Raw genomic sequence first — 24,561 nt, 5'->3', positions numbered from 1 at the left:
TATAGCTGTACTATTATTTTTTCAAAAAAGAAAACATAGCCTATTCAGCAGATTTCAGATAATTAGCCGTAATTTTTCTGGCTAGTCGTTTTGAAAAATTTAATAGTTTAGCCATAAACCACAAATAGCCGCTAATTTTTTTGTTGCTCAACTTGGTAAATCAAGCGCTGTTTTTTTCAGTCATTATCATACCCCCTCAATCTAATGTTCAACAAACCGTCAATTTCTTTTGGCTCTCCCAACACCTCAAATCTAGTCGGCGATGTAAACAACACCTCTATCCGCGTTTTACGCCGCTGATGCACACCCAGCCTTCTTCTGTGATTGGCGGATACAAATCAAACCATTGCGCGTAAATTTCGCTTAATTCCGTAACTTGGTCGTCCAAAATTCCCGATAACACAATTTGCCCGCCGACTTGGCAACGTGAAGCCAGCATTTCACCCAATAAACGCAGCGGATTTGCCAGAATATTGGCAATAACCAAGTCAAATTGTTCTTCGGGCAAATCATCGGGTAAATAAAACTGTGCGCTTACTTGGTTGCGTTCGGCATTGTCGGTACTGGCGCGCAATGCTTGCGGATCAATGTCCACGCCGACGGCTTGTCCTGCGCCCAGTTTTAATGCTGCAATGGCGAGAATGCCCGAACCGCAGCCGTAATCCAACACTTTGCTGCCTGAAACCAGATTTTTGTCCAGCCACTGCAAACACAGGCGGGTGGTGGGGTGGCTGCCTGTGCCGAATGCTAAACCGGGGTCTAATTGCAGATTAACCACTGCTTCGCTGTTTGGTTGCGCATGCCAGGACGGTGTAATCCACAAGCGTTCGGAAATTTGAATGGGGTCAAACTGAGATTGTGTTAAGCGCACCCAATCTTGTTCTGGAACGTTTTCTTTAACATAATCAGGCACGGCAATGTCTGCACTTGCTGCCGCTTGGCTCAATGCGGCATCAATATCAGTATCTTCATCAAATAACGCCACAATCACACTTTTTTGCCACAATTGTTCTGCGGGCATGCCCGGCTCACCGAAAATTTCTTGTTCACTATCAGTGCCTGCGTAGGCGTCTTCAATGGCGGTGCTTAGTGCGCCTGCTTCGATTAGTGCGTCAGATAAAGCGTCGGTATCGGCTTCTGCTACGTGTATGGCGATTTGTTGATAGTGCATCATTTTATAATGGCTTGTTGAAATGGGTTTGTTTGGGAAATTATTCATTCTACGCGATTTATACGGCATTAACTCAGAAAACGCGTTTTATGGCGTTGCTGTGTTCTGTTCAAATGTTTTAGCGATTTTGTCCACATTTAAACTTTTTGCCATGGCATCAAAAATTTGTTTGTACGCGCCGCCGTGTGCGTAAACGTTTTCATGCTGGCCATGCTCAACGATTTCACCATTTTGCATCACGTAAGTGTAATCTGCATCAATGATTTGCCCTAAACTGTGAGAGATGATAATCACTGTGCGGTTTTGTTTAATCGCATCAAGGCTGTTTTTGATTTGTTCGGCAGCGATGGCATCAAGGCTGGCTGTGGGTTCGTCTAAGAAAATAATCGGCGGGTTTTTCAGAAACATGCGGGCAATGGCAATGCGCTGCTGCTGCCCGCCCGAGAGTGTAAGCGCGTCGCTGTCATAGCCTTGCGGCAGTTGTGTGATTTGTTCGTGAATGGAGGCTTGCCGGGCTGCGGCTTCGATTTCGGCTTGGTTTGCATTCATGTTGCCGTAGCGGATATTTTCAGCAATGCTGCCGCTGAAAATATGGTTTTTTTGTAAAACCAAACCAATGTTTTCACGCAGATATTGGGTATCAATGTCGTTTAAGTTCACGCCGTCAAGGCAAATGCTGCCGGATTGGGGTGCATAGAATTTATCCAAAAGACTGATCAGCGTGGATTTCCCTGCGCCTGACAAGCCCACCAGTGCAGTAATGGCGTTGGGGCGGATTTCCATATTGATGTTTTTGAGTGCGCGGTGTCCGTTCGGATAATGAAAATCCACGTTTTTCAGTTCAAATTTACCTCGAATGGGTGCGGGTTTCAGGCTGCCTGAAGGTTCTACTTCATTTTCGGCTTCGATGATGTTGAAGAAACTTTCGGCGTAAATCAGCGCGTCGTTCATTTCATCGTAAATGCGGTGTAAGGAGCGAATGGGTGCAGACACGTTATTAAACAGCAATACGTGATACATAATCATGCCGATGCTCATTTTGCCTTGCAGCACCAGAAAAGCGGTGAGAATAATAATTAACACCACGCCGATTTGTTCCACAAATGATTTTAAACCGTCGAACACAAAACCCAGTTGGCGCGTGTGCATTTGGTTGGCGGTGAGCGTTTTTTGCAAAGTGAGTTGTTTATCGGCTTCAATGGCTTCGCGGTTGAATGATTTAATAACCGTGATGGATTGGATAATCCCAATAATTCCTTGGCTTTTTTTCTCCATATTGCTGCGGAACATTCGCCGCCAGCCTGCTAATTTTTGTGCTTGTTTGTAGGTAATCCAAAAATACAGCGGCACAATCAAGGTTGCCACCAAACCCACCCACACATTGGCGTAATACATCAAGCCCAATGCCACTGCCGCAGTGGTAAACAAAGGCAAGATGTCAATAAAGAAGATTTGTACCAAACGCGTGAGTGAACCAATGCCGCGGTCGATACGGGTTTGGAGTTTGCCTGCTTGGTTATCGTCGTCGCTGAAAAAAGTGAGTTTATAGGTGAGGAAACGTTCAATAATGGCTTGTGCCAGATCCTGTGATACCAAAATACGCAGTTTTTCACCGTAAAATTTTTGCCCGAATGTAACCAGCGTGTTGATGATTTCTTTGGAGAGCAGAACGATGCTGATAATGGTGAGAATGCGTCCGCCCGCTGCCACACCCTGATGCCCTTCCACTAAAGCATTGATGCTGTCCACTGTATATTGCAGTGTTATGGCGTTTACTTGAGCCGCCAATGCGCCGATTAGGGTAAGCAGTAAAGTACTGATTACCAGCAGGCGATAGGGGCGCACAAACGGGCGCAGTTTATGGAAAAGTTGCCAGATATTCATGGGTGTTGTTGTGTTTTATGATGATTTTGAATGAACTGTTTGCTGATAACCGATAACTCAATGGTGGTCAAAAAACGGTTACTGCCCGATATTTATCCAAACACGGCATATACAGGTGCGTGGTCGCTGGGGCGTTCCCAGCCGCGCGGGGCAGTGTCCACAGCAGCTTCTTTCAGGCGGACTGTCAGCGCGGGGCTGGTGAGGATATGATCAATGCGCAAACCCAGTTTGCGGCGGAACATATTCATGCGGTAGTCCCACCATGTGAAATTCGGCGCATCAGGGTTGATAAGGCGCAAACTGTCGGTTAAGCCCAAATCCAACAGATTTTGAAACCATTGCCGTTCTGCTGCGGAACACAAAATTTTGCCGCGCCATTTTTCCGGATCGTACACGTCTATGTCTGTCGGCGCGATATTAAAGTCCCCCAGCAATACGGTGTTTTCATGCTGTGCCAACACTTGCTGCATATAGTGCTGTAAAGCGGTAAACCAGTGTTGTTTATAGATATATTTATCGCTGTCGATGGCTTCGCCGTTTACGCAATACACATCAACAATACGGATGCCGTTTATGCTAGCCGCAATCACGCGCTTTTGTTCGTCGGCAAAAGCGGGCATATCGGCTTGCACGTCTTCAATGGGGTGTTTGCTGATAATGGCAACGCCGTTATAGGTTTTTTGGCCATTCCATGCTGCCTGAAAACCTTCGTTGCGAAAGGCTTCCTCAGGAAATTGGTGATGCTCCAATTTTAATTCTTGTAATACCAAAACATCAGGAGATTGTTGTTTTAACCAATCCAAAACCTGCGGTAGACGAACTTTCAGGGAATTAACATTCCAAGTGGCAATTTTCATTGGGTTGATAACCGGATAAATAGCAGAAACAATGATTGTACTGTTTCGCAAACGGGGATTAAAGGGGTGCGGAAAGCATGGTGTTTGACGTGCATTGATTTTGGTCTGACTACATTCTTTTTACAAAATATAAACCAATACTGATTTAATTTTGTATCGGTATGAATAAGATTACGGTTGTACCGCCACGGTGTGCTATGCTGTTGAAATGAAACCGCTGTATTTTTTTATGGCTTTAATGAAGCAGCCAAGTGGATAAAAGGTAAATCAATAAACCGGCTAAACCGCCCACAAGTGTGCCGTTGATTCTAATGTATTGTAAGTCTTTGCCAATATTCAATTCTAATTTTTCGGTGATTTCTTGGCTGTTCCAAGCATTGATTTTTTCGGTAATAAAGACGGTGGCTTGGTGTTTGTGCTGCTCAACCAGTTGCTTTACCCACCAAGCCAAACGGGCGTTGCTGCGCTTTAAAAAGCGCGGATTTTGGTGCGCTTGGTTTAGCGCATAATCCAGCAGGCGGTTGAGCTGCTGCTGAATCAGTGAATCAGATTGTTGTACATCATGCAAACTCCATTGGTACCCGTTTTGCCAAAAGCGGATTAAGATATTTTGCAATCCTTCGCTTTGCGCCCATTGGTATTTGTGTGCGGCTAATTGTTGCTGCCAGTCTGAGTTATGTTTGAGGTTTTCTGTGGTGTAGTGAAACAATTTTTCATAATGCTGCCACAGGCTGTGTTGTGGTTGTTTTAAGGCATCTTCAAGATAAGCATCTGCCCAGCCAATGATTTTTTTTGCCGCCCAATCGTCCATTTTTTCTGCCAAGCCGATTTTTAACTGGGTTTTTAATTTTTCCCATGAAGACGGTGCTTCGGTTTCTATTTTTCCCGCCCAAGCCAATAGGCTTTGTTCCAATAATTGTTGGGTGGATTCTTGCTTCAGCCGATTTCTGATTTCCGGAATAAGGCGGCGCAGTAAAGAATGGTTGATTTCTTGTTGATGCGAAAGAGTGAGTATATCGGCAAGTAAAACCCCCAATGTTTGCCCGTTGCCGTTTTGTGCCGCCCATTTGCTGATTAAAGCGGCAATTTTTTCGGGCGGAATGCTGTGAATCAAGACGGGTATTTGTGCGGCAAGCTGCGGCATAAATTCGCTGCGGTTTTTCGGTTGCGCCAGCCATGCAAGCAAACGGGGCAGAACTTGCAATTGATACACGCGAACGGCAATGGATTTACTTTGCAAAAAGTTGTGTTCAATAAAATGACCGAATGATTCGGCAATTTGTTTTTGTTTTCGCGGCAAAATAGCGGTGTGCGGAATAGGCAGCCGAAAAGGGCGGCGGAAAAGTGCCGTTACGGCAAACCAATCCGCCAGCCCGCCCACCAGTGCCGCTTCGCTGAAGGCTTTCAGGTAGCCTAACAATGGATAGCGCGGCAGATAATATGCAGAGATGAAAAACAACACCAACATCAGCAGTAATAAAATACCGGCAGATATGCGGGCGCGGCGCAATGCTTGCTGCGCTTGTTGTCGGCGGTGAAATTCGCTGAGGGTGTTGGTCATGTCGTGCTTGTCATTTCAATCATCAAGGCATGGAAATATCCGGTTTAGGACGATGGTTTAATTTCCACATGATGAGGTAGCCCACAATAACAGGAACAAGGGCATAGATGCTTTTCGCTGTCCAAGTGGCATACCAAGGCAGATTGATAATGAGTGTCTGGTTTGCGACTTGCGGCAGCAGAAGATTTTTTTCAGCCAGCCAGTCTAGCGCAGGCCACCAGCAAGCCACGAGTAACCCCAAAAAAAGCGGCCAAATAAAACGGGTTAAATTGCGTTGCCAGAGCAGAAAAAACGATACTGCCCAAATAAATGTGAATAAGGTGATGAAAAGCAGGGTATGTATCGGCATGGCAGCGCAGCGGCAAAGAAAATAAGTCAATAATACCCACAACAGTGCCAAAATGGCCATGATGACTTCTTCCGGTTTTTTGAACATGCCAACCTCCGATTCAAATTAAAATAATTCAAATTAAAATTTTTGTGGTATTTGAAAAATATACTGTAACCGAAATACCGCGTCGCTATGGTTTACCTTGGTGTTTTCAGGCTGCCTGAAAGAAACAGCGGTAAGCTGATTTTAAAATAGCCAAACCCAAACAATACACTGTCATCGTTAGATGGTTTGGCTATGTAAAAATGCAGATGCCGATACCGCATTGGCTCATCTGCATTGTGTTTCTTACAGTGTTCCGTAGGAATGCAACCCGCTTAAAAACATATTGACGCCAACGAAAGCAAAAGCGGTGATGAATAAGCCGATAACCGCCCACCACGCCAAAATTTTACCGCGCCAGCCAGCCACCAAACGCATGTGCAGCCACACGGCGTAGTTCAGCCACACGATAAATGCCCATGTTTCTTTGGGGTCCCAGCTCCAATAGCGTCCCCAAGCGTCTGCTGCCCACAGCGCACCCAAAATGGTGGCAATGGTAAAAAACAGAAAACCCACAGCAATGGCTTTGTACATCACTTCTTCAATGGCAGCGGCTTCAGGCAGCCATTTTGCCTGCGGGCGTTTTATTTTCCACAATTCAGCCACACCAAACATCGCCGCCATACAAAACGCGCCGTAACCAATAAAGTTGGCAGGAACGTGAATTTTCATCCACCATGATTGCAATGCGGGAATCAGCGGCTGAATTTCTTGAGCATTCCGCGCCAAGCTGTACCACAACACAAATATCACCAACAGCGACAAGAAGAAATAAACAAATGCACCCAGCCGCTGCATTTGAAATTTGCCTTCATAGTAGGCATACATCAGCGCAGTGATGACCATGAATAAAATAAATACTTCATAAAGATTAGACACGGGGATATGCCCTGCATCGGGGCGAAGCAAGTAGCTTTCATACCAGCGTACCAATAAGCCTACCAAACCCATCACTGCGGCTGCCCAGCCTAAGCCGCAGCCAATATCCAGCAAAGCATTTTTATCGGTTTCTTTACGGTAGGCGGCGATTGTGCCAAATAAATAGCAGAAAAAAGCCAGAAAAATTAAGGCACACTGCCACATGATTGCCGATTGGCTGGTGAAGAAGTAGCGCAATAAAAATTTTTGGCTGCCTGAAGAAAAATCATTGCCGTAAAGACTCACGCCAAGATACGCCAAAGCCAATACCACAGGTATATACCAGCGCAATGGTTTGAAAAACCAGCCCAATAATACAGCAGCAATAACCGAACACCATAAAATAATTATTTCATAATAATTCATGTGGTGTTCGCTGAAGATGAATTGGACAAACACCCCTGCTGCTGCGATAAAAACGGCAAACAGCCAGTCCCATCGGCTCAGTGAATGCCAAATACTGTGATTTGCCAATAGCTCATGTTGCGGCAAAGCAGGCGATTGCGGCTTAGTCATGCGATAAATCCTTCGCTAATTGCTGTAATTTGTTTATGTGTTCGGAAAATTCGCTATCCAAATCGCGTTGGTGGCGAGAGGCACTCATGGCAAAATGAACGCCGTTGCCGCCAAACAGCAGCCAAGCGCGTTTTTCACGGACATAAAACATAAAAACGGTACCCAAAACCAGTAAAACCGAGCCGAGATAAACCAAAAATTGCCCAGGTGAGCGTGTCATTTGTAATCCCGATGAGCGCACTTCTTTAAAGTTATCCAATTGCATCAAAATCGGCGCCGGAAAACGGGTTAAACCGGTGTATGCGTCCAGACTGTTGAGTAGAAATTGATTGCGCTGTTCCGATGCTTTCCATTCGCCGTTTTGCAGTTTTAATGCTTCGTCCAAAACAATATTGGCACTGCCATACAACACTTGATAGAAAAATTCGCGCAGCCGATCTTGTTCTTCGGCTGGGATTTTGGTTTGAATAAAATCATTTAACGCCACGTAGCCGCCTTGGCTGAACAAGCGCAGCACATTGCGTACAGCCTCCGTGAAAGCGGGGCGAATATTGCTGTCCACGCCTTGTACAGCGAGCAGTGCCGCTTTTTCACGCAGCTGCTCATCACGCAATACTTGGCGAAACGCCATAAATGTATTCAAGTCATTGGTTTGGTCAGCAGGCAGCATTAACCAGCGAAACGGTTCACCGACATTGGCTCTTTCTCCGGTGGCATAAAAATACGCACCATCGCGCAGCAATGGGCTGATGTAGTTCATGTATTCACGCGCTTGACCGGCTTGGTCACGGATTTTATAGCTGATGGTTGCGCCGACATTTTGTTGTTTTTTGTTTTGATTGACGCTGCCCACGTCTGAGAATTTTTGCTGCCATGTTTCTGATGTTTCTGCGGAATCTGCCGCTGTGTTTTCGACGTTAATCGGGCGTAATTCACCGAATTCCAATTGGTAGGCTTGCTTGCCCAAAGTCAGCGGAAACGTGTTCATTGATATGGCGTTCAACGGCACAAATTCGCGGCTGCCTGAAGCCAAATCCCAGCTTTGAAAATTTAAATCAGAACCGCCGTCGCCGAAACTGGCTTGATAAATGGTAATGCCGTCCACGGTGAGCGGGTGATTGACTTTAATGGTGGCATCTTGGGTTTTACCTGTTTTTTTATCGGTAATGGTGAGGTCGCTGGCAAAATTCTTCGGCATGCCGGTGTCGTAGTAATCCACATGAAAACGGCGTAAATCCACTGAAAACGGTAAATCCTGCACCAAAAAACCTTTGCCTGTATTCAAAAACACCACATCTGCACCTTGTCCTTCTCTGATGCTGACATCGCCGCGAAACGATAATGTGTTGCTGTTTAATTTGCTTTCAGGGCTGAAGTCTTTTGCCAGTAAAGTGTTGTTGTCGGGTTTCAGCCTGCCTGTTAATACGCCGAGCTTCAAACCCATATTGCTGTCAATCAAACCGCCCAAACAAATCACGATAATGGCGATGTGCGCACAGATATAACCCAATTTTCCAAGGCTGCCTTTTTTTGCTGCTAACAATGTTTCACCGTTGCTGCGCTGTTGAATGCGTGTGGCAAAGCCTGAAACATTTAAATAACGCTCGGCAACGGCTGCGCTGGGTGCTGCTGCCAGTAAAGCACTGTGGTGCAAGTGTTCTAAAGATTGGCGTGTGGCTTTCAGGCGGAATGAGCGCATTTCCCGCAAAAACGGCGGAATATTGCGCCACAAACATGATCCGGTGGACAGCACCAAAAACAGCATAATCAACACAAACCATGATGATGAATACACATCATAAAGACCCAAAAAATCAAAGATTTTTGACCAAAACGGACCGAATTCCACTAAATAACCGGCAGCACTTTCATTTTGTTTTAATACGGTGCCGATAATGGAAGCCAGTCCCAATAAGCAAAGCAAGGCAACGGCAAAGCGCATGGAGCTTACAAAAGCAAACCAAGGGCGGTGAATTAAGGGGGTTTTGGATTTGGGTGAGGACATGGCGGCTTATTGCAAAAGTGAAAGGGTGAGATTGCTGGCGTTGATAATGGATTGGTAATGCAGCCAAAATTTGTCGGCAATTATACCGCAATCTGCTTATCCAAACTGCTTTGCTGCGTATCCTTTGCCAATATGAATAGATTTTGACAATAACTCAGATTGGTTGGTGCTGTGCGGATTTTCCGATGGCTGCCTGAAAAGTAAATGATTCGTTGTTGCAAGCATCAGTACAATCATTTTTATCTGAATGCTGTATTGTTTGTGTGCTTGTATGAGTGATTTCTTTGTTTAGCAAGATTGCTCCATTTTTGTCTTTCGCCAGCCGTCGAAAATCATTACGCTTAAACCCAGCCAAATCAGTATGTAAGTGGGTATGGCGTTTGCGGCAATGGGGTTGTGTAAAACGGTTATTGCCAGCAGAAACAAGATAATCGGTTCTAAATAACTCATCATGCCGAATATGCTGGACGGCAGCAGGCGGTTGGCTTGTAAATTTAACAGCATGGCGGCGGCACTGATGATGCCCAAAAACGGAATCAGTAACCAAAATAGGCTTGGTGCTGACAACAAGGCGGCAACGTCGGTTTGCCAATAAAGATAAACGGCGGCAAACGGCGCAATCAGGGTTAAATCCAACAATAAGCCGGTGAGTGCGGGTACGCCGAAATGACGGCGCAGAAAATAGTAGATCGGATACGTGCTGAAAACCCATAAAGTTACCCATGAAAACGCGTGCGTCCGCCACAATTCATACATCACGCCCATTGCTGCCAAGGCAACTGCCAGCCATTGTGCTGCGTTTAATTTTTCTTTAAAAAACACGCGGGCGCACAATACCATTGCCAGCGGAAACAAAAAATAACCCATGGCAACGTCCACGGCATAGCCATTTACCGGTGCCCACATGAATAACCACAATTGACTGGCAACAATCGGCGTCGGCAGCACAATCAATGCCCATTTTTTCTTATCTTTGCCGATTTTGTAGGCAAAACGAAAGATTTCATGCCCGTTGCGGGTGATTAAAACCACGAGCCACAATGCCAGCAACATGCTGACCATGCGCCAAGCAAATACATCACTGCCGCTTAAGGGCTTCATCCAGCCGCTGTATAAATACAGTACGCCGAAAAGTAAATTGGAAAGCAGGGCGAAGAGTGTGCCTTTTCTGAGATTGGACATTACGGTGCTTTCAGGCAAGCAAGAGCATGAATTTGAAGATGCCGGATTATATAGCAGTTTCGTTTTTAAAGCAGAGCAGGTCTTGATGATAATGCCGCAGTTTAATCCTGCACTTCACCCTTAAGGGCAGGGTTTAAGATCAGCAAGGAAGAATGGTTGTAAGTATAAATACAACAAGAAAAAATCAAAATAGTAATGGTGTTAAAAACAGATTGCTGCGGTGAGATGCTAAGCCTGTGGTTTATTTGTTTTCGTTTATTCAGCCTGTTTGAAAATCGTGAAATCTGCTATCCTTTTCAGCATTTTTATTACCATTTGACACCAGATAACAGGCTGCCTGAAAGAAGCGAAACACCATGAAAAATCGCATTAAACACATTCATTTTGTCGGTATCGGCGGTACGGGTATGTGCGGCATTGCCGAAGTACTGCACAATCAAGGCTACCGTATTTCCGGTTCGGACATGGCGGTAAACGCCGCCACTCAACACTTACAAGAAATCGGCGTGGCGGTGTATCAAGGGCATGTTGCCGAAAATATTGCAGGGGCAGATGTTGTCGTTACTTCTACCGCAGTGAAAAACGATAACCCCGAGGTAACTGCCGCGCTGATTCATAAAATTCCGGTGATTCCTCGGGCAATGATGCTGGCAGAAATTATGCGTTTTGGTTCGGGTATTGCCATAGCCGGTACGCACGGTAAAACCACCACCACCAGTTTAACGGCTTCGGTATTGGCGGCAGCAAACTTAGATCCGACTTTTGTCATCGGCGGACGGCTCACGGCGGCGGGCAGCAATGCCAAATTGGGCAAGGGGCAATATATTGTGGCGGAAGCCGATGAATCAGATGCTTCGTTTTTGTATTTAACGCCGCTTTTTACAGTGATTACCAATATTGATGCCGATCACATGGATACTTATGATCACAATATTGATAATCTTTACCAAGCCTTTATTGATTTTGTGCATCGAATGCCGTTTTACGGCAAGGCATTTTTGTGTGTTGATAGTGAACACGTGCGCGCTATTTTGCCGAAAATCAATAAACCTTATGTTACTTACGGGCTGGATGCAGAAGCCGATTTATATGCTGCTGACATTGAAACCAGCGGTGCACAAATGCGTTTTACCGTTCACACCCGTAAAAAAGGGGTTGCTCCGTTTCAGGTAACGGTGAATATGCCCGGTAGGCACAATGTATTAAATGCCTTGGCGGTAATTGGAGTGGCACTGGAATGTGATGTGCCGACAGAAGCCATTCAGGCGGGTTTGCTGCATTTTGGCGGTGTCGGGCGGCGTTTTCAAAATTACGGTGAAATCCCGCTGCCCAATGGTGGCACGGCATTGTTGATTGATGACTACGGTCATCACCCTGTGGAAATGGCGGCAACCATCGCCGCTGCCCGCGGTGCGTATCCTGAACGGCGGCTGGTGTTGTCATTTCAGCCGCATCGTTATAGCCGTACCCGTGATTTGTTTGAAGATTTTGTGTCGGTATTGGGCAGTGTGGACAGCTTGGTACTGACAGAAGTCTATGCCGCAGGGGAAGAGCCGATTGTGGCGGCAGATGCCAAAGCATTGGCGCGTGCGGTGCGGGTGTTGGGGCGGGTTGAGCCGATTTATGCGGCGAACGTGGACGATATGCCTGAAACATTGCTGCATATCTTGCAAGATGGTGATGTGTTGCTGAATATGGGCGCAGGCAGCATCAATAAGATACCGGCGGCGTTGGTCAATGATGCGTTATCCCGCGAATAATCAGGCGATTGGGGTGTAAAGCGGTTTGCAAACGCATGGATAAGGGTGAGGGTAAGCCCAAAATGGCGCAGGCAATGGCTTCACCGCAGATGGGTGCGGTTGCCAGACCGCGGCTGCCGTGCGCTGTGTTGACATACAAACCGTTCCAGTAGGGGCAATCATCATTAATCCGATAATTTTTATCTGAAGCCAAGCGGGCATACACTCGGCGCATGGCGGCGGCATTGCCCGCTACGCCGACAATGGGTAAATGATCAAACGCATCACAGCGCACGGCGGCATGTCCTTGCGGGCGGATTGTGTGTTGTGAGGCTGCCTGAATATCGTGTGCCAGCGCGAGATGTAAACGCGCCAAAGTTTGCCAATTATGCGTTTCATCATCAAGGTGCAGATGGTTGTCGTTGTTTTGCGGTAAAAAAGTTGCACCAAAACACACTTTATTCTGCCAAGACGGGCTGATATAGCTCTCACCGCTTAATGCACAACGCAGTTTTTTTGCCAATTCACCTGAATTCGCCGTGGTGGTTTGTCCGCGAATGGGGTGAAGCGTCCAATCGGTGAACGGTTGAAATCGGTTGCTGTTTATGCCGGCGCACACCACAACATGTGAGGCGTGAAGTGTGCAGGCTTCATTGTTTTCAGTTAATTGATAAACCACGTCCCAGCCGTTTTCTTTTATTTCCAAGGTGCGTACACGGGCATGGGCGATGACGCGAATATTGGGGTGGGTTAATAAGGTATTTACCCAAGAAGGCGGGTGTATCCAAGCACCTTGATGCCACCACAAACCGCCAATATCCAATTCAATACCTGCTAATTCACCGGCTTCTTCAGCATTGACGGCTTGATATAAATCGTGGTTAGGAAAACGCGCTGCCAATTGGCGGTTACGTTCGGTTTCACGCTCGTTGTGGTTTAAATGTAAAACACCGCAGGTTTGCCAATATTCAAGCGGCAGTGTTTGCGTCAGTAATTGGCGGCTGAAACGATAACCCGCCAATAATAATTCGGTTTGCGCGGTGTTGTGTGGAGAGATTTTGGCGTAGAGCAAGCCTTGTCGGTTGCCTGAAGCAGCGGTGGCGGGTTGATTTTCTTCCAACACGGTAACGTGTATGCCGCGTGCGGCTAAGGCAAAAGCAGTTGCCGCGCCAGCAATGCCTGCCCCCACTACGGCGACATGCTGTACTTTTACTGCGGGCGGCGGGCGAAACCACGGTTTTACGGCGGCAGTATTCATGGCTGTGTTTCAGGCGATGAGGCAGGGCGGTTTCCTTGATTGAGCCACTGCCATTGGCGTTTTAAGGTTTGTATTATGCTGTCTTGTTTTTCTTGCGGCGTGTTCAAGCCATGAGTGAGTTTTTGAAAATCCAGACGGAAATTCGGGTGATCCAAATTACCGCTGATGATTAAAGGCAAACGGTTTTGCTGTTGGTTTTTTTCTGTCTCTATTTGCAGGTGATAATCTATGGCGCGGGTTGGCCAGTTGATTTCACCTTGTCCAGTAACGAGAAAATTGTCAGAGGTCAATTGCGTGGTGCTGTCTTTGCTGATGCCGTTTTCAACGGGCAAGCGAATGATAAGTTGCTTAAATTCGGTGTTGCTGGTGTCGGCAAAAGCGATGCTGGTGTTCCCTTTGTTTTGATTCAAAATATTATTGATGTCTAAGCCGCGCCAACTGCCGTGCTGTACTTGTAGCAAGGCATTCCCTTTTAGGTGCTGCAGCCATTCGGCTTGGTTGTTTCCTTGACTGCTGACTTGTAAAGATACTTCGCCGATTCCCGAAAGATGATGAAAATCCAATTGGTCTTGCAACCACGGTTGTATTTGAATGTGTTTTAAGTCTTGCTGCAAATGCCATTGCAGCGGCGTGCGGTTGCTGACTTCCAGACGGGCATTGCTCGTTCCTTCGTATAATTTGGCTTGTACAGAATCCACCAAAAAGTAATTTGAGGTGGCATTAATGTGTCCGGTTATTGACTCAATTTGAAGCTTGGGTGAGCTGACTTGTCCAATGTCAAATTGCCAATTCAGCTGCGCATCACCCAGCCATGTCCGCCAGTTTTCTTGCCAACGGGGTATTTGGTTGTTTGCCTCTTGTGTTTGCCAATAAGGATGTAATGACAGCCGATTTAATTTCAGGCTGCCTGAAAGCTGCGGATGTTGATTTGAATCGCTTACATTCAACCAAGTTGCTTGAAGCTGAACAGGGCTTTCGTCAAAGCTACCGGATAAATTGGCTTGTACTGATTGAAGTCCTCGCCCCGTTACTTTGCCGTTTAATTTACTGTCCCAGCGGCGATAAGGCGTTGAGGCAGAGGCAGGCTGATAGCTGCTGATGTGCAATTGCTCCAATTCCCATTGTTGGCTGTCTGAAAAAAAGTCATCACCGTTAATGGTAAGCAATGGCTTGTTTTCCTGATTTTGCCAAGAGTTATCAACTTGAAAATGAGCCAAATGCCAGTTTTGTGCTTGTTTGGTTAGCTTGTTGAGGACGAAATTGACGTTTACTTTTTCATCATTCATTTTTGTTGTTGCCAAGGCATTGGCCTGTTCCAGTTGCAGGTGCGACAAACCCAGCTGCCAATTTTTCCCCGTACCTTCCGCGCTGAATTGATGATTATTGCTAATCCATTGCCACTGAATATTGTTGCTTTGTAAGGAATTTTGATCTTTTTGCCATTGTCCGTTCAATCGGATACTTCCTTGACCTTTGCCGAAGTAAGGCAAATCGGCATCAAATAACAGATGAATATTGTTCCACTGCCGCGGAGTGCCTTGCTGACTTTCTCCTGTTATTTCCCATTGAATCGGAGGCAAATTTGCTGTTGCCCAGCTACCGTTTACAGAAAATGAAGTGCTGTTTTCACTTAATGCGCGGGTGTTTAAATTAATGTGGGTGAAATGATGCCATTGTCCGGTAAGGTCATGAATATTAAGCTGTAAATCACGAAGCTGCAGACGATTTATGGCGATGGTTTGCTCGTTTTTTTTCCATAAATGAAATAAATCGGTGGTGCTCCATTGTTGATTGGGCAGCTGGTATAAGTCGGCAGAAATACCATTCCATTGCCATTTTTCGATTTTGGTAAATCCAAGCAGGCTTTGCCAAGCGAAGCCGATGCGCATGGTGTCGATGCTGATATCTGTTTGCATGGGTTTGCCGGGTGCGCTCAATCGTACTTGATGCAGGACAACCGTGGGACGGGGTAATAAGGAATATTCAAAATTTTTGCCAAAAGAAACGCGGCGTTGCGTGTCTTCAAATGCACGCTGCAAGGCAGTTTCAATTCGGGGAATACTTAAAAAATAGGGTATGCCGAATTGCCGAAACAGCAAAACAAACAAGCCGATAATCAGGCTCATAAAACACAGCTTGAGCCAGAATTTTCCCGAGTGCCAAATAGAAATCATTGCAAATAAAGTATGAGTTTTAAAAAATATTGTTCTAAATATAATATAACCAACTGACTTTGAAGTGCTGCTGATTGAAGTCAATAAATACGATAAAAAAGCGAAATTCTAAGGTGTGCGGCTCTTTATTAAAGAGGAGTGAATTCTGTATTGCATTGGTCAGCTTTTTCAGTTTTACTTAAATTTTGTTGTGGTTTTAACAGTACTTATCGGCAGAAATACGCGCCGCCTCGCCTTATAAAGAGTGATGTTTTTGAAGCGAGCATACCACCCTCAAACACCGAATGATGCCAGCCAAAGGCCGGAGATTACATTCCTTAAACCATACCACAAATTCCAAATTTGTTCAGGCAAAATGTTCTGATTTTAAGGTATTCGCAGAAGTGATTCCTTTGCTGTACAGCCTTAACAGACTTTTTAACCGTTGTCTGGCGCAGACAAATTTTTACCATTTTATTTATGTAAGCAATCACATAGAAAACGGATAAATGTGGTTTCCGTGCGGATTTTTGGTGTGTTAAGTGGGTTTGTTTGTCAATGTAAAATAACAATAATTTTATTCGGATGAAACCAGTCGATCTGCCATCGTTGAAATTGCGCATTGATTTTACTGCTCTTTAATTTTGTACACCACAGAGAACATCTACGGGGCAATGCTGTTATGGGAAGTGCCGGCGGAGGCTGGATAGACCTGCATAAAGGTTTAACGGTGTTTATACGGTATTTGAAGCCGTTCAGGCAGCCGGTTGTTATACTTGATTAAATTACTCAGGTATTGGATAATTCACCAAAGTTTAACAGACGAGTAATAGTCATGCGCTTAACCACCAAGGGGCGTTTTGCCGTTACCGCAATGCTGGATTTGGCACTTTATGCCAACTCGGGCGCGGTGAATCTAACCGCTATCAGCGAGCGGCAACGCATTTCTTTGTCCTATTTGGAGCAATTATTCGGTAAGCTGCGCCGTGCCGGTTTGGTGGAGAGTGTACGCGGACCGGGCGGTGGTTATGTATTGGGGCGAGGGGCGCATGAGATTAATATTGCTGATGTTATTTTGGCAGTGGAGGATACGCTGGATGCCACGCAATGCGGCGGTGATGGTGATTGCCTCGACGGCGAACCTTGCCTTACTCACGACTTATGGACAGATTTAAATCAAACCATTGATAATCATTTGCGCGGCATCAGTTTGCAATGCGCGCTGAACCGCCGGCAACAGATTATTGATAACACTCAAACCACAATCGAATGGATACGCCCTGAATAAAACACAAACAACGAATATAAAAAAGACAACTTAAAAAAAGGAATACACCATGACCATCAAAACACCAATCTATCTTGACTATGCCGCCACCACGCCGGTTGATCCGCGTGTCGCAAAAAAAATGATTCCTTATTTAACTGAGCAATTTGGCAACCCTGCTTCCAATAGCCACAGTTTTGGCTGGGCTGCGGAAGAGGCGGTGGAAAATGCGCGCCAAGAAGTGGCTGATCTGATTGGTGCGGACAGTAAAGAGATTATTTTTACTTCCGGTGCTACCGAGTCTGACAACCTTGCCATTAAAGGCGCAGCGCATTTTTATCAAGGCAAAGGCAAACATTTAATTACGGTTAAAACCGAACACAAAGCGGTGTTGGATACCATGCGCGAATTGGAGCGCGAGGGTTTTGAAGTTACTTATCTGGGTGTGCGCGACAATGGTTTATTGGATTTGGACGATCTCAAAGCCGCCATGCGCGACGATACCATTTTGGTCAGCATCATGTGGGTGAATAATGAAATCGGCGTGATTCAAGACATTGAAGCCATTGGTGCGTTGTGTCAAGAAAAAGGCATTCTGTTTCATGTAGATGCGGCACAAGCGGCGGGAAAAGTGGTGATTGATGTGAATAAAAACCACATCGGCTTAATGAGCTTGTCGGCTCATAAAATTTATGGACCGAAGGGCATTGGTGCATTGTATGTGCGGCGCAAACCACGTGTGCGCTTAGAAGCACAAATACACGGAGGCGGTCATGAGCGCGGTTTTCGCAGCGGCACATTGCCGACACACCAAATTGTCGGCATGGGGGAAGCCTATCGGTTGGCACGCTTGGAATTGGATAAAGACCGTGCGCACGCCTTAAAATTGCGTGAACGCTTTTTGGACGGTATTAAAGGCATCGAAGAAGTCTATATTAACGGCGACCTTGAGCAGCGTGCCCCTCAAAATTTGAACATCAGTTTTAATTTTGTTGAGGGCGAAAGCCTGATTATGGCAGTAACAGATTTGGCGGTTTCCAGCGGTTCGGCATGTACTTCCGCGAGCTTAGAGCCAAGCTATGTACTGCGGGCTTTGGGACGCAACGATGAACTGGCACACAGCTCTCTGCGAATTACTTTTGGGCGTTTTACTACTGAAGAAGAAGTGGATTATGCCGCGAATCTGATTAAATCCAAAATCGGTAAATTGCGCGAACTTTCACCTTTGTGGGAAATGCACCAAGAAGGCGTGGATTTAAACAGCGTGCAGTGGGCAACGCACTAGGCACACAGGCTACCTGAAAAATAACAGATTATTTTTTCAGGCAGCCTATAATAATGTGCAATCTTGAAGTATTGCCGATAAGATTAGAAATACGACAAATAAAATATTCCCAAGGAGCAGCAAATATGGCATACAGCGATAAAGTCATTGATCACTACGAAAACCCGCGCAATGTCGGCTCGTTCGACAAAGGCGATGACAGTGTCGGCACCGGTATGGTTGGTGCGCCTGCTTGCGGTGATGTAATGAAATTACAAATCAAAGTAAATGATGAGGGTGTGATTGAAGATGCCAAATTCAAAACTTATGGTTGCGGTTCGGCAATTGCTTCGTCCAGTTTGATTACGGAATGGGTAAAAGGCAAACACCTTGACGAAGCCTTGACAATTAAAAACAGTGAAATCGCCGAAGAACTTGCTCTGCCGCCGGTTAAAATTCACTGTTCAATTTTGGCGGAAGACGCAATTAAAGCCGCTGTGGCAGACTATCGGAAAAAACACGATAAGTGATTGATGGGTACATCAAGATTTGCCGTTACGAAAAATAACGGCAATAGGTCGTTTGCCGTCTGTAACAAGCGGTAAAATTGATATTGCAATTTGCTGTTCTCTGTTGTTCAGATTGCTTATGGTGAAAGCGGATTATTGTGTTATTTACAAAAAATCAAAATAACAAGGTGCTGCGTTTTAGGCTGCCTGAAAATAATTCTGTTTTTATACAGGGATAACAGCGACGCACTTACCCACTTTCTAAGATGCCAAGCGGTGAAAATTGAGTTCATTTGCTTCAAAAAAACAACACAAACGTTATAAAAAATAACCACGGAGTTTTATCATGATTACCCTCACCAGCAACGCTGCTAATCATATTCAACAGTTTTTACAAAAACGCGGCAAAGGCGAAGGCATACGGCTTGGTGTCAAAACCAGCGGCTGCTCCGGCATGGCATATACTTTGGAATTTGTGGACGACACGTTGCCGGAAGATGTGGTATTTGAAGAACACGGCGTGAAAGTATTTGTTGATCCGAAAAGCCTGACTTATCTTGACGGTACGGAACTTGATTACACCAAAGAAGGTTTGCAAGAAGGGTTTAAATTTGCCAACCCCAACGTCAAAGATGAATGCGGTTGCGGTGAAAGTTTTCATGTGTAATCATTAGGCTACCTGAAAAATAACCCAAAAAAGAGTAGATACATGGCATTTATTGTTTCTAATCGATTGATTGCCGCCTGTCTTTGCTTTGGTTTGTCGGTGGTACTGGTTGGGTGCGGCTCAGATAAACCGCCGCGCTCAGCCGTGATTGCTTCTAATAAAAATGCTGTTCGCATCAAACACATCAGTCAGCGAGAAGGTGGACAGGAATTGATGCTGCATGGCATGAGCCTTATCGGAACACCCTATGTTTACGGCGGCAGTTCGCGGCAAGGGTTTGATTGCAGTGGTATGGTGCAGTATCTCTATCGTCAAGCCTTGGGGGTGAGCTTGCCGCGCACAGCCAAGAACATTGCGGCTGCTTCACAGCACATCAGGCAGAGTGATTTACAGGTAGGTGATTTGGTGTTTTTTAATACAACCGGTCAGCCGTTTTCGCATGTGGGTTTATACATTGGCAATGATCAGTTTATTCATGCGCCGTCAAGCAAAGGTGTTATTCGTACTGAAAATTTGAGCCAGTCTTATTTCAAACGCCGCTTTACCGGTGCTTACACTTTGTTTGCCCGCTGATAAACCCCAATGACAGATTTTAAAATATGAAAAAAAGGCGTGGCAAACGCCACGCCCAAACACACATCAAGAGGAAACTTTCATTATTGACGACTTTCGCCGTCTGTATTTGCTTGTTTTTTTACCCAAAAAAACATATAAGCTGCAATCACCACCACTACTAAAATGGTAATGATAGAAATAATACCCACATAAGATTCAAACAATTCCGAAATAAGATCTGCCCACATGGTTTTGCCCTCTTTAGCTAGATACTTTTGTTGATGTCGTAATGGTTATTGTAAACAAATGTCTGCAAACTGTTTTGATGTAAATCAATGAGTGGCTCGGTTTATTGAAAATATCAGCATTTCAGCAAACCAAGGTATGGCTGTTCACTTACATAATCTTTTACATCTCCGCATAATTTGGACCGCCGCTGCCCTCAGGGCAGGTCCATGTGATGTTTTGAGTGGGGTCTTTAATGTCGCATGTTTTGCAATGCACACAATTTTGAGCATTGATTTGCAAGCGCGGTTCACCGGATTCCTCTGTAATTTCATACACTGCCGCCGGGCAATAACGGGTTTCGGGTGCGGCGTATTCGCGGTAGTTAATACGGATAGCTGCGTCAGGATTATTCAAACGCAAATGCGGCGGTTGATTTTCCTCGTGATTAACGCCGGATAAGAAAACACTGGATAAACGATCAAATGTGAGCTTGCCATCGGGTTTCGGATAGGCAATTACCTGACAGTCTTTGGCTTTTTTCAGGCTGCCGTGGTCAGTGCCGTGGTGCTTCAAAGTCCACGGTGCTTTCCCTTTCAGTATGTATTCCTCTGCTGCAGCATAGGCCAAAGCGGGAAATAAGCCCCATTTGAACGCGGGTCGTACATTGCGTACACTGTGCAGCTCTTTATGAAGCCAGCTGTTTTTAAATAACTCAGTATAGCGAGTCGCTTCTTCACCTTTTTGCAACTCAGCCGCATCGCCGTGCAGCACTGTAAATACCGCTTCAGCCGCCAACATGCCTGATTTTATGGCGGTATGTGTGCCTTTAATGCGAGGTACATTCAAAAAGCCGGCGGCGTCGCCTGTTAATACTCCGCCGGGAAAGGTGAGTTTAGGCAGGCTTTGTAAACCGCCTTCGCTCAGTGCACGTGCGCCGTAGCTGATTCGTCTGCCGCCTTCAAAAATTTTGCGGATTTTGGGGTGTGTTTTATAGCGTTGAAATTCTTCAAATGGTGATAAATACGGATTTTGATAATCCAAACCGATCACAAAGCCCACCGCAACTTTGTTGTTGTCTAAATGATACAAAAATGAACCGCCGTAAGTTTTGCTGTCCAGCGGCCAAGCTATGGTGTGGATAACTGTGCCGGGTTTGGATTGTGCTTGATCAACTTCCCACAATTCTTTAATGCCGATACCGTAGGTTTGTGTTTGACTGTCTTTGTCCAAACCAAATTGTTTAATCATTTGTTTGGACAAAGAACCGCGGCAACCCTCCGCAAACACAGTTTGCTGTGCCAGCAATGCCATGCCGCGCTGGTAATTAGCGGTGGGTTCGTTGTTTTTACCGATACCCATGTCCCCGGTGGCAATGCCTTTAACCGAACCGTCTTCGTGATACAACACTTCGGCGGCGGCAAATCCGGGATAGATTTCTACGCCCAAAGCCTCTGCTTGTGTACCCAGCCAACGGCATAACATACCCAGACTGATGATGTAATTGCCGTGATTGTGAAACGATGGCGGGGTCAGTAGCGGAATGGCTTGGGTTGCTGTTAAAAACAGAAGACGGTCTTCAGTAACACTGCGGGAAAGCGGCGCACCCTGTGCTTTCCAATCGGGAATCAATTCACTGAGGGATTTCGGGTCAATGACTGCGCCGGAAAGAATATGCGCACCCACTTCCGAACCTTTTTCCACCACGCACACACTAATATCGCGGTTTTGCTCCGCTGCCAATTGCTTCAGGCGAATAGCGGTACTTAAACCCGCCACACCAGCACCGACAACCACCACATCATATTGCATACTCTCACGTTCGGTTTGAGTCATCATTGTGTCCTTTATTTTGATGTTTTTGCATTGTGTTCCTGCGCATCCTGTTTTAAGGTTACAACGGAACGGCGATTTAATTAAGCGGTTACTTGAATGTATAAATTTTAAGATGATTGTTGCATGTATGCCACCAAAATTCAGGTAAACATGCGCCTTTTACCAATCAAAGGTAAAAATTTAAAAAGGCGATGCCGATATTGTTTATTTTTGGTAACATATATTCCGATATTATCCGTTTGATTTAAAGTTTGAGTAAACAATGAAAATACGTTTTCCTGTTTTATTGCTGGCAGCTTCTTTGAGTGCTTGTTCTTCTGTTTATGTGCCGAAAGTAGTGAAAGTGCCGGTGGATACAGGTGTACCGGTTGTACCATCTGTTGCTTTTCGTTTGGCGGATAGCCATTGGGTTGATGTTTCCAAAATACGTGATGAAGCCATGCGTTTGAGTTATCAAGTATCCGAAGGGAAAATCACCAAGGTTCAGGCAGCTCAGTATCTTAATCGTTTTCGCGTTAACTTAGTGGGTAATAATCAGATTGACGACGATATGTACGAAGTTTATCTGCGCTCCGCAGTGGACAGCCAACGTGGTGCGATCACGACTGAACAATCCAAGCAATTTATCGAAAATGCCCTGCGCGGGTGGCAGTTGCGCTGGTCGTACATGAAAAATAAACCCGCTAATCCGGCATTCACCAATTTTTTGATGGAGCACATGAAGTTGCAACCGCTTCAATAAAGCAACGGTTTATTTAAGTATTTGTTTTTAATTGTTTTTAATATACGGATTTGTGCCGTATGGGCAGAAACAGCGGGTATAAACTTCAGCGAATCATTGTGTTAAAAGCCTTTTTAACACAATGATAAATTTTCATATAAGATATTGTATCAACGAACATTTATTTGATTTCTATAGAAATCAAAATACGCGGCGGGGATATTAATCTTAAAAGATCATTACGATAAAATATCTTCCAGCCGCGTACGGTTGCTGGTTGCTTTCATTGCTTCTTGCAGGGGAGGTAAGACGGAAAGCATATTCGTTTCAACCGATTACCGTTCATGTTCAACCAATACGAATTGTTGGTTTTGTTCAACTACCTGTAACAATAAATCAATATTTGGGTGCTTGCCTTTGTGTTGGCGGGCGTCTTCTGTGTGTTCTGCAAACCATCGCAGACCTTGTTCTGCGGCTTCATTGTTTAATTGTCCGCAGTAACGTTGTGCCAAAGCATGATAGACGCGCAAAGAACCCAATTTACCCGGTACAGCAGGAATGCAGTGTATCCGTTCACCATCTGTGTTAATAATATCCAAACTTGCCAAATGCCCGATTTCGGGCAGTGTTTTTAATGTTTCTTGAAAATTCATTTTAACTGCATTATCCTTGATTTTTAAGTGATTTTTAAAAAACTATTTTTTGAAAATATATTGTTTATATTGAGTTGATTTTCGGTTTGGGTGCAGGCGCGTCGTTTTCCACATCTACTCCGTAAAATTTTGTTCCCAGTTTAATGGTTTCCCGCCCAACAGCGCGGCGGTAAGCATTGCTGTCGCGCAAAGAGTAAATACAACCGCAGTATTCTTGTTGGTAAAACTGCTCGCGTTTACTGATTTCAATCATGCGCGCACTGCCGCCGCCTTTGCGCCAATTGAAATCCCAGTAGCCGACATCGGGGTATTTTGCTGCCGCTGCATGACCGCAGTTATTGACTTGTTGTAGGTTTTTCCAGCGGGAAATACCCAATGATGTTGCCATAAGCGAAAAACCATGTTCATGTGCATACAGTGCCGTGCGTTCAAGTCGCATGTCAAAACACATGGTGCAGCGAATGCCGCGTTCCGGTTCATATTCCATGCCTTGTGCGCGTTCAAACCAATTGTCCATGTCGTAATCTGCATCAATAAAAGCAATGCCGTGTTTTTCCGCAAAGGCTTTGTTTTCGTCTTTGCGAATTTCATATTCTTTTTTGGGGTGAATGTTCGGGTTGTAAAAAAAGACTGTGTAGTCAATGCCTGACGCTTGCATGGCTTCCATTACTTCACCGGAGCAGGGGGCGCAGCATGAATGGAGCAATACTGTTTTTGCGGCATTGGGCGGTATTAAAATAGGTCTAACAAATGATTTTTCTAAATTCGATTGATTTTTGCTATTCATGAAGTCGTAATCTCAATACGGTGTTTAATGTTTAATTGGTGTATTATTTTCCCTGCTTTGAAGAGCAGGGGCAAGCCAAGAGACAATGTCAGGGCAATCGCATGAAAAATTTTCTCTCACCATTTTAATCAATTAAGCCATAGTGTATTATTTTCCATAAATTATTCTCATCAGAAAGAAACTCATCATAGAAAAAACAGATAATTTGTTGGATTTATTGGTAAAGATTAAAGATCCACGCGGAAAACACAAAATTGCTTACTCGTTGCCTGCCATTTTAACCATTGCCATATGTGCCTCGTTGGCAGGGGCGGATACTTTTGTTGAGATGGAGCAATGGGCAAAAGAAAAAATTGAATGGTTTCAGAAGTTAATTCCTTCTTTACCCTGCATTCCCTCT

Annotated in this window: 22 protein-coding genes; 8 read left to right on the top strand and 14 right to left on the bottom strand. The window is 45.2% G+C overall.

The window, feature by feature from the left end:
- Window positions 1–277: 277 nt before the first annotated feature.
- The 8 genes from prmA to rarD form a co-directional block, all read right to left on the bottom strand.
- Complete coding sequence (gene prmA / locus Q384_RS06955; RefSeq protein WP_037586812.1) at window positions 278–1,171, bottom strand: 50S ribosomal protein L11 methyltransferase; 894 nt, start codon at window positions 1,169–1,171, stop codon at window positions 278–280.
- Between the two features lie 87 nt (window positions 1,172–1,258).
- On the bottom strand, window positions 1,259–3,055 hold the full coding sequence (locus Q384_RS06950) for an ABC transporter ATP-binding protein (RefSeq protein WP_037586808.1): 1,797 nt from the start codon (window positions 3,053–3,055) through the stop codon (window positions 1,259–1,261).
- A gap of 92 nt (window positions 3,056–3,147) precedes the next feature.
- On the bottom strand, window positions 3,148–3,912 hold the full coding sequence (xth, locus tag Q384_RS06945; RefSeq protein WP_037586807.1) for an exodeoxyribonuclease III: 765 nt from the start codon (window positions 3,910–3,912) through the stop codon (window positions 3,148–3,150).
- Window positions 3,913–4,147: 235 nt separating this feature from the next.
- Window positions 4,148–5,473, bottom strand: a complete 1,326-nt coding sequence (locus Q384_RS06940; RefSeq protein ID WP_037586805.1) for a DUF445 domain-containing protein — start codon at window positions 5,471–5,473, stop codon at window positions 4,148–4,150.
- A 22-nt stretch (window positions 5,474–5,495) separates the two neighbouring features.
- Complete coding sequence (locus Q384_RS06935; RefSeq protein ID WP_037586803.1) at window positions 5,496–5,909, bottom strand: hypothetical protein; 414 nt, start codon at window positions 5,907–5,909, stop codon at window positions 5,496–5,498.
- Between the two features lie 243 nt (window positions 5,910–6,152).
- On the bottom strand, window positions 6,153–7,340 hold the full coding sequence (gene ccsB / locus Q384_RS06930) for a c-type cytochrome biogenesis protein CcsB (RefSeq protein WP_037586801.1): 1,188 nt from the start codon (window positions 7,338–7,340) through the stop codon (window positions 6,153–6,155).
- The gene (locus tag Q384_RS06925; protein WP_037586800.1) at window positions 7,333–9,345 is read right to left on the bottom strand and encodes a cytochrome c biogenesis protein ResB; all 2,013 of its coding nucleotides are present in this window, start codon (window positions 9,343–9,345) and stop codon (window positions 7,333–7,335) included. The genes ccsB and Q384_RS06925 overlap by 8 nt, the downstream gene beginning before the upstream one ends.
- A gap of 288 nt (window positions 9,346–9,633) precedes the next feature.
- Window positions 9,634–10,527 (bottom strand): EamA family transporter RarD, encoded by an 894-nt coding sequence (gene rarD, locus Q384_RS06920; RefSeq protein WP_037586799.1) that lies wholly within the window; start codon window positions 10,525–10,527, stop codon window positions 9,634–9,636.
- 356 nt (window positions 10,528–10,883) lie between these two features.
- Here rarD and murC point away from each other — a divergent pair, with 356 nt between their 5' ends.
- Window positions 10,884–12,287 carry a UDP-N-acetylmuramate--L-alanine ligase gene (gene murC / locus Q384_RS06915; protein WP_037586798.1) on the top strand — a complete coding sequence of 468 codons (1,404 nt, stop codon included), beginning with the start codon at window positions 10,884–10,886 and terminating at the stop codon, window positions 12,285–12,287.
- Here the strand turns inward: murC and mnmC1 are convergent.
- Together mnmC1 and Q384_RS06905 are read right to left on the bottom strand one after the other, a co-directional pair.
- The gene (mnmC1, locus tag Q384_RS06910) at window positions 12,262–13,524 is read right to left on the bottom strand and encodes an FAD-dependent 5-carboxymethylaminomethyl-2-thiouridine(34) oxidoreductase MnmC1 (RefSeq protein ID WP_051940623.1); all 1,263 of its coding nucleotides are present in this window, start codon (window positions 13,522–13,524) and stop codon (window positions 12,262–12,264) included. The genes murC and mnmC1 overlap by 26 nt on opposite strands.
- Window positions 13,521–15,650 (bottom strand): AsmA family protein, encoded by a 2,130-nt coding sequence (locus Q384_RS06905; protein ID WP_037586797.1) that lies wholly within the window; start codon window positions 15,648–15,650, stop codon window positions 13,521–13,523. The genes mnmC1 and Q384_RS06905 overlap by 4 nt, the downstream gene beginning before the upstream one ends.
- Window positions 15,651–16,512: 862 nt before the next feature.
- On the opposite strand from Q384_RS06905, the gene Q384_RS06900 reads away from it, so the two are divergent.
- From Q384_RS06900 to Q384_RS06880, 5 genes are all read left to right on the top strand, one after another.
- Window positions 16,513–16,965: an Rrf2 family transcriptional regulator gene (locus Q384_RS06900; protein WP_037586796.1), complete on the top strand. Its 453-nt coding sequence runs from the start codon at window positions 16,513–16,515 to the stop codon at window positions 16,963–16,965.
- Between the two features lie 49 nt (window positions 16,966–17,014).
- A complete protein-coding gene (locus tag Q384_RS06895) occupies window positions 17,015–18,229 on the top strand; it encodes an IscS subfamily cysteine desulfurase (RefSeq protein ID WP_037586795.1) in 1,215 nt (404 codons plus the stop codon).
- 125 nt (window positions 18,230–18,354) lie between these two features.
- Window positions 18,355–18,738 (top strand): Fe-S cluster assembly scaffold IscU, encoded by a 384-nt coding sequence (gene iscU / locus Q384_RS06890; protein ID WP_037586793.1) that lies wholly within the window; start codon window positions 18,355–18,357, stop codon window positions 18,736–18,738.
- Between the two features lie 325 nt (window positions 18,739–19,063).
- A complete protein-coding gene (iscA, locus tag Q384_RS06885; protein WP_211251091.1) occupies window positions 19,064–19,384 on the top strand; it encodes an iron-sulfur cluster assembly protein IscA in 321 nt (106 codons plus the stop codon).
- A gap of 42 nt (window positions 19,385–19,426) precedes the next feature.
- Window positions 19,427–19,957 carry a C40 family peptidase gene (locus Q384_RS06880; RefSeq protein WP_084224423.1) on the top strand — a complete coding sequence of 177 codons (531 nt, stop codon included), beginning with the start codon at window positions 19,427–19,429 and terminating at the stop codon, window positions 19,955–19,957.
- An 83-nt stretch (window positions 19,958–20,040) separates the two neighbouring features.
- On the opposite strand, the gene Q384_RS12930 is transcribed toward Q384_RS06880, so the two are convergent.
- Together Q384_RS12930 and Q384_RS06875 are read right to left on the bottom strand one after the other, a co-directional pair.
- Window positions 20,041–20,187: a DUF3149 domain-containing protein gene (locus tag Q384_RS12930; protein WP_084224422.1), complete on the bottom strand. Its 147-nt coding sequence runs from the start codon at window positions 20,185–20,187 to the stop codon at window positions 20,041–20,043.
- Window positions 20,188–20,347: 160 nt separating this feature from the next.
- Complete coding sequence (locus tag Q384_RS06875; RefSeq protein ID WP_037586790.1) at window positions 20,348–22,003, bottom strand: electron transfer flavoprotein-ubiquinone oxidoreductase; 1,656 nt, start codon at window positions 22,001–22,003, stop codon at window positions 20,348–20,350.
- A 259-nt stretch (window positions 22,004–22,262) separates the two neighbouring features.
- On the opposite strand from Q384_RS06875, the gene Q384_RS06870 reads away from it, so the two are divergent.
- The gene (locus Q384_RS06870) at window positions 22,263–22,742 is read left to right on the top strand and encodes a hypothetical protein (protein WP_037586788.1); all 480 of its coding nucleotides are present in this window, start codon (window positions 22,263–22,265) and stop codon (window positions 22,740–22,742) included.
- 314 nt (window positions 22,743–23,056) lie between these two features.
- Here the strand turns inward: Q384_RS06870 and Q384_RS06865 are convergent, their stop codons facing one another.
- Both Q384_RS06865 and Q384_RS06860 read right to left on the bottom strand, forming a co-directional pair.
- Window positions 23,057–23,374 carry a DUF2322 family protein gene (locus tag Q384_RS06865; protein ID WP_037586787.1) on the bottom strand — a complete coding sequence of 106 codons (318 nt, stop codon included), beginning with the start codon at window positions 23,372–23,374 and terminating at the stop codon, window positions 23,057–23,059.
- 64 nt (window positions 23,375–23,438) lie between these two features.
- Window positions 23,439–24,161 carry an epoxyqueuosine reductase QueH gene (locus Q384_RS06860; protein WP_051940621.1) on the bottom strand — a complete coding sequence of 241 codons (723 nt, stop codon included), beginning with the start codon at window positions 24,159–24,161 and terminating at the stop codon, window positions 23,439–23,441.
- A gap of 208 nt (window positions 24,162–24,369) precedes the next feature.
- On the opposite strand from Q384_RS06860, the gene Q384_RS06855 reads away from it, so the two are divergent.
- The coding region (locus tag Q384_RS06855) for a transposase family protein (protein WP_169740844.1) at window positions 24,370–24,561 on the top strand (192 nt) is incomplete at its 3' end.

The organism is Stenoxybacter acetivorans DSM 19021 (assembly GCF_000745895.1).
Lineage (GTDB): Bacteria > Pseudomonadota > Gammaproteobacteria > Burkholderiales > Neisseriaceae > Stenoxybacter > Stenoxybacter acetivorans.
The sequence above is the reverse complement of the archived record's forward strand: the minus strand, read 5'-3'. Positions and strand labels throughout refer to the sequence as shown.